The organism is Candidatus Endomicrobium procryptotermitis, from assembly GCA_031279415.1.
Lineage (GTDB): Bacteria > Elusimicrobiota > Endomicrobiia > Endomicrobiales > Endomicrobiaceae > Endomicrobium_B > Endomicrobium_B procryptotermitis.
This window is the reverse complement of sequence record JAITIP010000001.1, coordinates 1-12,283: the sequence shown is the minus strand read 5'-3', so window position 1 is coordinate 12,283 and position 12,283 is coordinate 1. Positions and strand designations below refer to the sequence as shown.

15 protein-coding genes are annotated in these 12,283 nt (G+C 35.2%); all 15 read left to right on the top strand.

Features of this window, described 5'->3' with window-relative positions; all coding sequences use genetic code 11:
• Positions 1-28 precede the first annotated feature (28 nt).
• Positions 29-259, top strand: coding sequence for a hypothetical protein (locus LBD46_00075; protein ID MDR2425573.1), 231 nt, complete (start codon positions 29-31; stop codon positions 257-259).
• Positions 228-746, top strand: coding sequence for a glycosyltransferase family 92 protein (locus LBD46_00070; protein MDR2425572.1), 519 nt, complete (start codon positions 228-230; stop codon positions 744-746). Before LBD46_00075 ends, LBD46_00070 begins: the two co-directional genes overlap by 32 nt.
• Before the next feature lie 12 nt (positions 747-758).
• Complete coding sequence (locus LBD46_00065) at positions 759-1,820, top strand: 3-isopropylmalate dehydrogenase (GenBank protein MDR2425571.1); 1,062 nt, start codon at positions 759-761, stop codon at positions 1,818-1,820.
• A 284-nt stretch (positions 1,821-2,104) separates the two neighbouring features.
• Positions 2,105-2,587, top strand: a complete 483-nt coding sequence (locus LBD46_00060; protein ID MDR2425570.1) for a hypothetical protein — start codon at positions 2,105-2,107, stop codon at positions 2,585-2,587.
• Positions 2,588-2,619: 32 nt separating this feature from the next.
• Complete coding sequence (locus tag LBD46_00055) at positions 2,620-3,639, top strand: aspartate-semialdehyde dehydrogenase (protein MDR2425569.1); 1,020 nt, start codon at positions 2,620-2,622, stop codon at positions 3,637-3,639.
• Positions 3,640-3,653: 14 nt separating this feature from the next.
• Positions 3,654-4,382, top strand: coding sequence for a type 1 glutamine amidotransferase (locus LBD46_00050; protein ID MDR2425568.1), 729 nt, complete (start codon positions 3,654-3,656; stop codon positions 4,380-4,382).
• The gene (locus LBD46_00045) at positions 4,357-5,046 is read left to right on the top strand and encodes a ChbG/HpnK family deacetylase (GenBank protein ID MDR2425567.1); all 690 of its coding nucleotides are present in this window, start codon (positions 4,357-4,359) and stop codon (positions 5,044-5,046) included. Before LBD46_00050 ends, LBD46_00045 begins: the two co-directional genes overlap by 26 nt.
• Positions 5,047-5,068: 22 nt before the next feature.
• Positions 5,069-5,323 (top strand): hypothetical protein, encoded by a 255-nt coding sequence (locus LBD46_00040; protein MDR2425566.1) that lies wholly within the window; start codon positions 5,069-5,071, stop codon positions 5,321-5,323.
• Complete coding sequence (locus LBD46_00035) at positions 5,316-5,573, top strand: hypothetical protein (GenBank protein ID MDR2425565.1); 258 nt, start codon at positions 5,316-5,318, stop codon at positions 5,571-5,573. Before LBD46_00040 ends, LBD46_00035 begins: the two co-directional genes overlap by 8 nt.
• A gap of 55 nt (positions 5,574-5,628) precedes the next feature.
• Positions 5,629-5,838 carry a hypothetical protein gene (locus tag LBD46_00030; GenBank protein MDR2425564.1) on the top strand — a complete coding sequence of 70 codons (210 nt, stop codon included), beginning with the start codon at positions 5,629-5,631 and terminating at the stop codon, positions 5,836-5,838.
• A gap of 25 nt (positions 5,839-5,863) precedes the next feature.
• The gene (locus LBD46_00025; protein MDR2425563.1) at positions 5,864-6,883 is read left to right on the top strand and encodes an alpha/beta hydrolase; all 1,020 of its coding nucleotides are present in this window, start codon (positions 5,864-5,866) and stop codon (positions 6,881-6,883) included.
• A 1,128-nt stretch (positions 6,884-8,011) separates the two neighbouring features.
• Complete coding sequence (locus LBD46_00020; protein MDR2425562.1) at positions 8,012-8,779, top strand: hypothetical protein; 768 nt, start codon at positions 8,012-8,014, stop codon at positions 8,777-8,779.
• A gap of 118 nt (positions 8,780-8,897) precedes the next feature.
• Positions 8,898-9,656, top strand: coding sequence for a hypothetical protein (locus tag LBD46_00015; GenBank protein MDR2425561.1), 759 nt, complete (start codon positions 8,898-8,900; stop codon positions 9,654-9,656).
• A 155-nt stretch (positions 9,657-9,811) separates the two neighbouring features.
• Positions 9,812-11,281, top strand: coding sequence for a hypothetical protein (locus LBD46_00010; GenBank protein MDR2425560.1), 1,470 nt, complete (start codon positions 9,812-9,814; stop codon positions 11,279-11,281).
• On the top strand, positions 11,274-12,283 hold a 1,010-nt coding region (locus LBD46_00005), incomplete at its 3' end, for a hypothetical protein (GenBank protein MDR2425559.1). The genes LBD46_00010 and LBD46_00005, both read left to right, overlap by 8 nt.

Sequence of the window (12,283 nt, the reverse complement as noted above, 5' to 3'; positions counted from 1 at the left end):
TATGGCATTTACATTTTTGAAAGCACTTATGAGAACATTAAAAATAAATGTAAACATTTTTTCTTTTTTTATTTTTTATGCTCCTCTGAGAAGAAAAAGTAGGAAATCGTTTCTTTCCCTGCAGAGACAAATAAATATTGCAGCTTTAGAAGAGAACAGAACATACCCTAATTATATCAGCATTCTTGCATGCGTAAAAAATGAAGCGCTTTATTTAAAGGAATGGATTGAATATCACAAACTTTCCATTGAGGCATGATAATATTAAAGATTTTCTGAAAGAATACGAAAATTTTAGCCAAATTACGATTCATTACAGATTTTTCGGAACCTGCGGACATAAAACTAAGCCTGAAGGACTGGTGATTGAAAACTATATGTATTCTAAAGAGACATGCATAAGCGGAAAGTCCATAGTAAACCCAAGAACTATTCTTGGAAAAACAAATGTATATTATTCGAATGTCATAGGCATGCCAGTAGATGAAAGGAAGGTTCCTTACCTTCAAGATCCTGCGGTTGATATTGCAACAACTGATATTATAAGCATAAATCATTATTACACTAAGTCAGAAGAAGAATTTTTAAGAGTAAAAGCTGCCAGAGGAAGTGTCACTCGCCACAGCGGAGTTTATCTCCAGAACGAATTAAAAGAATATGATAATACCTGTGCTGAAATGCAGTATAATGACTCAATAAAAAGATTTATACCAAAATTAAAAGAAGTTATGAATAGAAAAGTATAAAGGAGAAGACAAATGTCAAAAACGTACAAGATAGCATTGCTTCCTGGAGATGGCACAGGACCAGAAGTACTGAAAGAAGGAGTAAAAGTAGCCGAAGCGGCGGCAAAAAAGAGTAATTTTAAAATAGAATGGACACCTTATGATTTGGGCGGTGAAAGATATATGAAAACCGGTGAGATACTTCCTGATACCGTCTTGGAAGAATTCAAAAAGTTTGATTCCATATTTTTGGGAGCTATAGGACACCCCGAAGTAAAGCCCGGAATTCTTGAAAAAGGAATTCTTTTAAGGCTCAGATTTGAGCTTGACCAATATATAAATCTTCGTCCGGTAAAACTATATCCCAATGTGGACACACCTTTGAAAGATAAAACTCCGTCCGATATTGATATGATTATTGTCCGAGAAAATACCGAAGGTTTATATACCGGAGCGGGCGGATTTTTGAAAAAAGATACTTTACAGGAAGTCGCCGTGCAGGAATCAATAAATACAAGATTCGGCGTTGAAAGATGTATCAGATACGCTTTTGAACTGACAAAAAAGAGAAACAAAAACAATAAACTTACACTTTGCGGAAAAACAAACGTTTTGACTTATGCGTCGGATTTATGGCAGCGCACTTTTAACGCAGTGGAAAAAGATTATCCTATGATAAAGGGCGATTATGTAAATGTTGATGCGGCATGTATGTGGTTTGTAAAAAATCCTGAATGGTTTGACGTGATAGTTACAGACAACCTTTTCGGCGATATAATTACTGACCTTGCCGCGATGATTCAAGGCGGCATGGGCGTTGCGGCCGGTGGAAATATCAATCCGGAAGGTGTTTCAATGTTTGAACCTATGGGAGGTTCTGCCCCAAAATATACTGGCAAAAATGTAATTAACCCTATAGCAACGATAAACGCTGGTGCTATGATGCTTGAAACTATAGGCGAGCCGCAGGCTGCAAAAGATATAGATAACGCTGTTATAAAAGCGCTGGAATCTGGAAAAATTAAAAGCATGTCCGCCGGAAAAATGGGAATGGGCACAACCGAAGTGGGCGATTTTATAGCGTCTCTTGTGTAAGCAGAGGCTTCAAAATGGGGTTCTGAAAGTTATCGCTCAAAACGGCACAGATTTTTTTCTAACAGGGGGGGGGGACTGTTCTTAGCAGGGGATACTACAATCACAGATATTGCGACGATTTAGATTTTTTTGTAAATGATAATGAATTTAACGCTATAAATTGGATAGCGCCGCCCTTATGGGAACATTTCTATAAAGAGATAACTATAATCGCCAGCGATATAATACATGTAAGAGAAAATTCGCTTATAATAAAATAATTTAACATAACGGAGGCTATTGTCTTGAAAAAACTTATTTTTTTCTTATTTGCTTTAGCTTTTTTGTTTTCTTTCGCAGCATGCAGTCCTGAAGATGCGGTAAGAAAAGTTTTCGGAGATCCAAAAGTCATAGTTGAAATCGTTGACAGCAGCGGAAATGCCTTGCCTGACGGTTCTCCATTGCTGGGTACTAACAGTGAATTATACGAAGATTCTTTCTATTATCTTAAGGGAACTATATACATAAAAGGACGTCCTGTATCAGAAGGCGATTCATTAAGTAAGGAAATAGAGTGGAAGGATGTGACTCCTGGATATAAAATAATTGATTTTATTGAACTGAGTTCAACAAATAATGAAACTCTTTCGGGGCAGGTAATGCAGATAAAAACAAAAACTCTGCAAGGTGCTGATACACAGAAAGACGCATTAATAACAGTAAAAGCTTTTTTTGCACAGGCGCCAGAAAAGCAATACAGATTTACGGTAATCAAAAAAGTTCCTTAAAGAGAATAATTATTTTTACGGAGAGAAATAAAATGAAAAAGTACAAAGTAGCTGTAGCTGGCGCGACTGGCGCCGTTGGAAACGAAATGGTAAAGATGCTTGAAAGCAGAAATTTTCCAATTGAAAGTATAAAGCTTTTGGCTTCTGAGCGTTCCGTAGGCAAAAAACTTACATATAATGGGAAGGAAGCTGCAGTAGAACTTTTGACAAAGGATAGCGGCAAAGGCGTAGACATAGCGCTTTTCAGCGCAGGGGCAGCCGTTTCAAAGGAGTTTGCGCCTTCGTTTGTTACTGATAGATGTTTTGTCATTGACAATTCAAGCGCATGGAGAATGGATAAAGATATTCCTTTGGTAGTTCCTGAAGTAAATCCGTATGATTTAAGCAGGGATAAAAAGCTTATTGCAAATCCAAATTGTTCCACTATTCAAATGGTCGTCGCTTTAAAACCTCTGCATGACGCGGCAAAAATAAAAAGAGTAATTGTTTCCACATACCAGTCTGTTTCCGGAGCTGGACAGAGAGGAATGGATGAACTTACGGCGCAGGCAAAAGCGTGGGCTGAAGGTAAAGAAATTCCAGTCCAAAACAAATTTCAGCATCAAATAGCGTTTAATCTCATACCGCAGATAGACGTGTTCATGGAAAACGGATATACAAAAGAAGAAATGAAAATGACAAATGAAACAAAAAAAATCATGGGTGATGATTCGATTGAAGTAAGCGCGACATGTGTAAGAGTTCCTGTTTTTCGTTCGCATTCGGAAAATGTCTGGATAGAAATGGAAAAGCCTTTGTCTGTTGAGCAGGCAAAAGAACTTTTATTGAAAGCGGAAGGAATTGAACTTTTGGACGAACCTGAAAACAAAAAATATCCTATGCCGCTGTTTGCGGAAAACAAGCAGATAACTTATGTCGGAAGAATACGCAGCGACATTTCGACAAAAAACAATGCTTTAACTTTCTGGGTTGTTTCCGACAATTTATTAAAAGGAGCGGCTTTAAATGCTGTACAAATCGCTGAAACGCTGGTAAAGTTGGAACTTGTTTAAGGTGAGGTGTCTTGATGTCTAAAATTCATTGTTTCAAACATGTGTTTTTCGAAGATATCGGCTGCATAAAAGACTGGTGCGTTAAAAACGGGCATGAACTTTCTTACACCAAATTTTATGAAGACGGTGTCTGCTTGATACCAAAACCTATAGATTATGATTGGCTTGTAGTAATGGGCGGACCCATGGGAGTTTATGAAGATGAAAAATATGTTTGGTTTAAAGAAGAAAAAAAAGCCGTAAAGCAAGCTATAGAAAACAATAAAACGGTTATAGGAATTTGTCTTGGAGCGCAGCTTATAGCTGAAGCATTAGGCGCAAAAGTATATAAAAATAAAGAAAAAGAAATCGGGTGGCTTCCAATTACGGTTGTAGAAAAAAATAAAGCAGATTCGCCTTTTGAATCTTTTAAAGATGAATTTACTGTCTTTCATTTTCATGGTGACACTTTTGAAATTCCGAAAGGCGCAAAACCGCTCGCTTCATCGGCAGCTTGTGCAAATCAGGCATTTTTGTATGATGACAAAGTTCTGGCTTTACAATTTCACCTTGAAGTTACGAAAGAAAGCGTAAAAGATATGGTTTTAAACTGTGCAGGTGATTTTTGCAGCGGAAAATACATACAAACGCTTGATGAAATTTTAAATAACGATAAATACATAGAACAAAATAATCGTTGCATGTTTGATATTTTGGATTATTTAAATAAAGCGGGATATGAAAAAATTAATTGTAAACGCTGACGATTTTGGATACAGAAAAGAGATAAATAAAGGCATAATATTTGCCCATAAAAATGGTATAGTAAAAAGTGCAACCATTTTAACCGGCAGAGATGCTTTTGAAGATGCTGTTTATCTTGCAAAAGAAAATCCTGATTTAAAAACAGGGCTTCACATTGATTTGGATGCATATATAAATATTAAAAAAGATATTTCCGATTTGGCGTCAATAGCTGATTTTAAAGTTCCAAAAGCACAAAAGCAGGAAATTATCGGCGCGATTGATAGCCAGCTCGACAAATTTTTGAACGCGGGACTTAAGCTTTCGCATTTGGACGGGCACCATAATGTGCATATGCACCCTGAAGTGCTTCCTCTGGTTGCGCAAAAAGCCAAAGAGATGGATGTGCCGATAAGATTTTTTACTTCATTTTACGGTGATGACAATCTTGCAGATGAGATGAAAAATATATTAGATGGTTTTCATATAAAGTATTGCCCTCATTTTATTAACGGTTGGTATTGGGGAAACATAGATGAAGATTTTTCTCTTGCTGAACTTATGACGCATCCGGGATTTAATGAAATGTGGAGAGAGTTTGAAATGGCAAAATGCTGCGATCCCGTGCTTAAATCATATCTTAGAGAGAAAAACATTGAAATTATTTCTTTTGAAGATATTTAATTATTAAAAAGGAGGATACTATATGCCTTCAATACCTGCGGTAATCAAATTCATAGCTTCTTTAGCCGCGCTTGCTCAGCCGACAATCTCAAAGTTTACAGAAGAGGCAAAAGAAAACAAAAAATTGAAAATCGAAAACCAAAAACTCCGTCTGGAAAATTCTTCTTTAAAAAATCAAAGAACTATTCTCCTTATTGCGTTGTTATTTGCTGGCGCGATATTTATGGCTGAGGTTATTATTTTAGTTATGAGATGTCAGGGGGATATTCATGTTTAAAGTATCTGACAAAATAACAAAGTATGCCGCAATGGCAGTTGGCTTTGCGCTGCCGTATATCGAGGAGTATATAGACGTAAAAAAACAAACTGCGGTATTAAATGATAAAATTGCTGAACTGTTACAGGAAAATTCTAAACTGCTTAAAGAAAATCAGTATTTAAAGCTGCAAGTTCTTACTGCCGCTGTTGCTGCGGCAATTTTGTTTGTGGCTTTTATTATAATGCTGTTAATTCTCATTATAAAATAATGACAAATTCAGATGTGCCGTTGAATATGATGTCGAAATGTAACAGCTGCTCAAAATGGAGCAAACAGAGAACCCTAAAAACAAAATCGAAAAAACTCTGATAAAGTATTTAAATGAAAGAGTCGGCATTAGCTTTGGTACAAGAGCGGGCGAAAGAGTACCTGTGTCTGTTCTTGTAATAAATTTTAAAGCCAAATATAAAATGCTCTTGCAAAAATCCGGAATTCAGCACTGGAAAACAGCAAAATATAAGAAATACACGTAATATATGCAACTCTCCGAGAACGAGAATGAAAAAAAGACGGCTAATAATATTTATATTGTCGTTTATTGTTGTTTTGGCAGCCTTTTGTATTTTTTCGCCGCTGCCTGCCATTTGGTTTTTTAAAATCTCATTTAATATAAATCTTTACAGTATTCCGCAAAATTATGAGTCGTTAAAAAATAATCTTACATTTAAAAGTAACATAGATTATAACTCGGCATATCTTAATGGTAAATTTGATATTATACTGCCGCAACCGTCTAAAAATAACTACAAACTGATATTTTGGATACATGGTGGAGGATTTATAAGCGGCGATAAATCTATGGTTGAACACTATATGGTTCTTCTTGCAGATAAGGGGTTTAATATCGTAAACATGAACTATGCATTATCTCCAAAGAACCGCTATCCCATTGCTCTCAAACAAATTGAAGAGGCTTATGTATATATCCAAGAAAACGCCGCAGATTACGGAATAAGTGTAGAAAATATTTATTTTGGAGGAGATTCTGCCGGAGCACAGCTTGCTGCGCAGTTTGTGAATATACAAACAAATTCCGAATATGCTGCAAAAGTCAACGATGCCATTAAAGGTAAAGGTATTGCTATAAATTCCATTATTGATAAAAACAATATTTCTGGTCTTTTGCTGTTTTGCGGTGTATATAATATTAAAGAACTTTTGAATCCGCCAAAAAACACAATGCTTTTGCCTTTTAAAAAAATAGGATGGGCATATTTTGGCATAGATGATATAAACGATAAAAATATAGAATTATGCGATATCGTAAAATTTATTGATGAAAATTATCCGCCGGTTTTTATAACAGACGGCAATACCCTGTCATTCGAGAATCAGGCGAAAGAGTTTGAAAATACGCTGAAAGCAAAAAGTATATATGTTAAAAGTGTTTTCTATCCTAAAGAAGAAGCGATTTTAAAACATGAATACCAATTTTATATGGATACAAAATACGCCAAGAAAACATTTGAAGAAGTCATAAAATTTTTGTCAATAGAAACAAGGATGCTTAGAAGTTGAAAAGTTGAGCAGCGGACAAACGTCGTAAGTTGAGAAATTTATAAGCTTTGAACGGTTGGGTGTGAATGCAAATCCTGTATATTTATAATTATAGTATCGCTTGACAAAAAGTTTGAAGAAATAATCGTCCCGTAAGAAAAAGGAAGAGTAAAATTTAAAAGAGTTTGTTGGGTTTTTCCGATTTCGCGTGAAAATTCAATGATAAAATTTAAATACTGTCCGTAAAGCGAAGTTAGAAAAAAAGAATTGATAATAATCCATGCATTTTTAAAGCATAACACCTAAAAAAAGTTTTAAATTTAAATATGAATTATAAAAAATATTATGTCTTTTGATAAGCAAATTGTTTTTTATTCTCTTTCAATATATGCCGTAGAGATATGTTAAGCTTTATTATCTGATTTCTGCCACTATGAATCTGAAGCAGCAGCGTATATTATAGATGATAGATGAAGAAAAATATTTTCCTTTGGGTTGACAGCTGTAAAAGGGAATAACGACAACAACAGATTGCGGCGCGGAGTCCGCAATGACGACCACGACAAAGGCAAAAGCAAAAACTGGGTTGATTTTTATGATATGTAAAAGTCTTCTTAGTTTGTCATGTGCAAGTACCTTGCAACATGGATATGCACAAAAAAAGCATTTATTTTTTGCAGACTCAGATTTATGTTTTTAACTTTTAATAAAAACTAATTTTATCAAAAATATTTAATTAAATATATTTAATTATTATACAGATTGTTTGAAAAACTTGCGAAATTTGTTTTTATATATTGACAAATAAAAAAAAACATAGTATATTATGGTATGTTAATAAATTTTGAGAATCATCCAAAATTAATATTCAACAAATTGTATCACAATAATAATTTGTATTCCCAACAACACAATTATTATTCTACTTCTTCAAAACAAAATTCAAATTATTTTTTTAATTCTTTGTTGCTAAATTGTTTGTATTTTTATAATATATAACGAATTAACGATTTATGGGTATTGACATTTGCATAAAAATATATATAAATATATACATGTATCTACTTTTTTGCTTTCTCTTTCTTTTCTTATTTTACAATAGTAGATATAAATAAAGGGACAAAAATGTCCCGAAAAAATGGAGGAACAATGCGTAAAGTATTTAGTTTTTTGGCAGTTGTGGCATTTTTGACATTTGCAGTATCGTCGGTTTATGCGCTTGAAGTGGCAAATTCGACAAAAACTGCAAAAGTGACAATTCCTGGTAATTTGGGGGAGTTTTCATGGAGTTTTGAGTTAAAAAAAGTGGCTGACAACGCGAACGCCACTGACATCACTTGGGCATCGACAGACATAACGATCGGAGGCTCAAATAACTGGATAGATTCTGAGGTTTATGCACTTATTAATTCTACTATAACCAAACAATTGGCAACAATTGAGATTTATCAAGATAATGTCAACAGCGCGGTTTATAAGGCTACTGCCACTTATACCTCAGCCACAGATAAAACACATAATGGTTTGGTACAGTCAACGACATCGGCTGGTCACACAAACGGAGTTCGGGCAGCTTTGCCTTTTGCATGGAGAGTTTCAACTTTTACAAAAGTTGCAACCAATAAGCGAACGGTATTCCCCCCGACGTATAGCGGTGATAGTGTTGTGGAGGGTTTAGCTGATGGCGGGCAATATTTCATTGACAAGAGCGACACAGGATTTGATACCGCCCCTGACAAGATGGCATATCGCGTATTTTTGAGCTATCAGGGTCGTAGATATGGCGGCGGCGTAAGTGATATCGGCGATTCTCCTACGGGAACATTCTATATGTATTTTGGAGCTAATTTTGCCACAGCGATGGGCGGAGTGGAATATGGTTCGGACAGAATCGTTGTTAGAGGTTTTTACGAATAATCTTTTTCAGGCTGCGGGTAAAAACCCGCAGCCTGAAGGGTTTAATTTATTTTTCTGAACTTGTTTAGAAATTTAATTTAATACAACACTGAAATAAATTCAATAAGCTGATAAATAAATGAAAAAATTAAATTTATTTTTTTTAGTTTCTTTGTTTTTTCTCTTTGCAGGTAGTCTTTATGCAGCCATTATAGTTTCCCCCGCAAGAAGTGAAGCGCATATTGAGCAAGAATCGGTTTTTAATGGAGTTTATACCGTTGAAAACAACAATGATGATGCCATAACTGTTTCCGTTACTTGTGAAGAATGGCACAATTCACCTGAAAACAAAAATGTAAAAGTCGGAGATTGGCTTTCTGTTTCTAATAAACAGTTGATTTTAAAGCCACATCAAAAAGCGGATATTTCTTATAAAGTAAGTTCTAAAAATTATGTCGGTTCTTTGTCTGCTATGGTATCTTTTACTTATGTCGCTCCTAAAATGACGGGAATATCTTTAATGACAAGCGTTCCTGTATATTTGACGATAAAAGGCACTGAAAAAATTGATTTTGAAATTACAGAGATATTGCTTTCAAACCCGAGAATGTATAAAGAAGAAGGCATTCCTGTGACGTTTAAAGTTAAAAATAACGGCAACTTGCCCGTAAGGCTAAAAGGCGTTTTGACTATAAAAAAAGGCAAAAAAATTGTTTTGGAAAAACATATCGGAGAACAAAGCCCGGTTTACGCAGGTTTGGACAGAATTTTTATGGAAAAATTTCAACCGCCTCAAAAAGGCAAATACGTTTTGAATATTTCTTTGAACGCTTTTAACATAAGCACTGAAAAAAGTATTCAGTTCAGAGTAAACAAATACGGAGAAGTGTCGTTTTAAGTCAATTTTCATTGTTTTTGTCTTTTGTTGGTCAGCTGTTGCTGTTTTTTATTTGGAATCTGTTTCAGAAGGGTGGAAATGATAAAATCAGTTATAATGAATTTCTTTCAGTATTTTGCCGCTGAAAACGTTAAAAAGTTCAAAGTTGAATAATAATGCAAATAAAAAACCTTTTGTTATTATCATTATCCATAGTTGCCATTAGCGTTGCGCCGCTGTTTGCGCAATCAATTGCAGGCAGCACTCAGACTTCCAATTTTGGCAATAATATTTATTCTCTTTACTCTGAAAATTTTAATGGAATAAAAATAGACTTGCATTTATGGAGTGGGCAAACAAATAATGGTACGCCTACTCAAACCCCAAATCTTAATGATATAGATAGAGTTAGATTGATTGAATGGAACGGAGGCACTGCAGGCTGGGGAGCAGTAAGTGAAAGAGGCGACTTAGAATATAGTAATAATGAAGAAAAAGTAGAAGGCAATAAATTTTTTAGGGTAAATTTTTTACAAGCTGTTACTAACGGTTGGGCAGGATGGGGATTTATTTTTAAAGACGGCACTACAGCAGACAATGGATATGGCAATAATACCTATAGAGATATGAGCGCTTACGCAAATGGGAAAATAGAATTTTGGGTAAGAACAAGCGCTACTTCATCTCAATATTTTCAAGTCGGTTTTCAAACTTCATCTAACGGCGATAAACTTGTTACTTTAGGCAGTCTTTCAGGATTTGTTATGGATGGTAAATGGCATAAAGTATCAATAGATTTAACTCCATATAATAGTTTTCTTAATAATGTTAAAATGCCATTTATAATGACAATGTCAGGTGCAAATGCTTATTCGGCAATATTAGACCTAGACCAAATAGTTTGGAAAAAAGCGGGCAATGCAGTATCTTGGGATGCAAAGCTTATGGTTGTTTCCACTGCTGTTTATCAGGAAAGCTCAAGTTCTGAAATTACATGGACATTAACGAATGCAATGCCTAATGGCTGGAAAGCCGCAGATCAATATCTTGAACTTACTTTAGATTGCATACCAAACGATAATTGGGGAATACAAATTTTTTCAGACACAAAAGCTGCTTATGCAAACCCAAAATATACAGGCGCTTCAACCGATACAGCTTTCGGGTTGGTAAACACTGACGACACTACAAAAATGATACCTTTGGCTTGGAGAGTTACAGACAAAGTGTTGCCTTATACTGGAACTGGAAATTCTTCAATCGGAGATTATAATCAAACTTTAGAAATAGGTTTTTATTCCGGTGGAAATATATCAGGTATAGGGACAGTTAATGCAGGATTGTATGATTCAGGCAGCCCTGCGCCAAACAAAGAAGCATATCACCCTTGGTTTTATTTAAAAGATAAATCACAGTATGCTTCCGATGCCGCTCTTGAAGCTGAAGACTATATAAGAGTTTGGGATAAACGCGGTTTTCATGCCTCTCCTGATAGTTATTGGGGTATGTCTGCCGGAGCTATGATAAATTTCAAAATAGCTCCAAAATTATATCTGGCAGCGGATTTCAGTAAGGCTTTTGCGCCGGCTACGGGGTCTACAACTTATAAAAATAATGCGATAATTTTACGGTTATTTTATGAATAAAAAAATTGCTTTATTATTACTATTATTTATTTCACTCCTTACATCACCTTTTTTATTTGGTGATGATGCCATAAGAATTGAACAATTGTCTGCCAGAGTGGCTATCCCTATCGCTAACCTCATCGTAAACCATAGGCATATTTTAAGAATTTCTCCTTATCAGCATGAAGCAAATTTGGTCATTGTCGGCGATTATAAAACAGAGCCTGATTCGTCGTCTGTCACAAATATGGAAGTGGAATATTATGTAAATAATGACACTTCTACTATAACAAAATTGCCGTTAAAAGACATAGCTTCACCTTTTGAAAGTAAAGAATTTACTGTACCTTTAGGCATAGGAACTTTTTCATATAGGTTTGTAATTGCGGTAGATAACAATAACTCGGAGCAAATGTATTATCCATATAACGCAGGATGGATACACGTACCTGTAACTGCCAGTACTTCAACAACTATAACAACAGCCGGCGGAAATCTGATTTTAGATAATGGCGACCAAAGATATGGTCACTCCGAAATAGTAATTAAACAAGGCACATTTTCTTCAGATTCTTTAGTAACTATGCAGGAATCCGACATTACTTATTTTAGTGGTGATAAAGATGGGCTTCTAAAACTTTATGAAATATATTCCGACAATCCTCTTTCGCTTACCGCAACTATAACTTTATATTATGGTTCGTCAAATGAAGGCCAATATGTAGTCAAGTATTTTAACGGAAACAAATGGGAAAAAGTAAATTTCACACCAACGCAGGATACAGCAAAAAAAACAATAACTTTTGAATCTAATAACCGTGGTTTTTTTGGAATATTTGTTGAAGGCAGCGATGAAAGCAGCGGACATAGGCCTAAATACAAAGTCTTCCGTCCTGGAAATGAGCTTGAATTCAGGAATTTGGGTACAGGTGATACGGTTACAATATTTGATATTAACGGTCGTGAGATAGCAAGGCTTACGTCGAAGCCGTTTAAGTGGAATGGGAGAAAGAGCAGTGG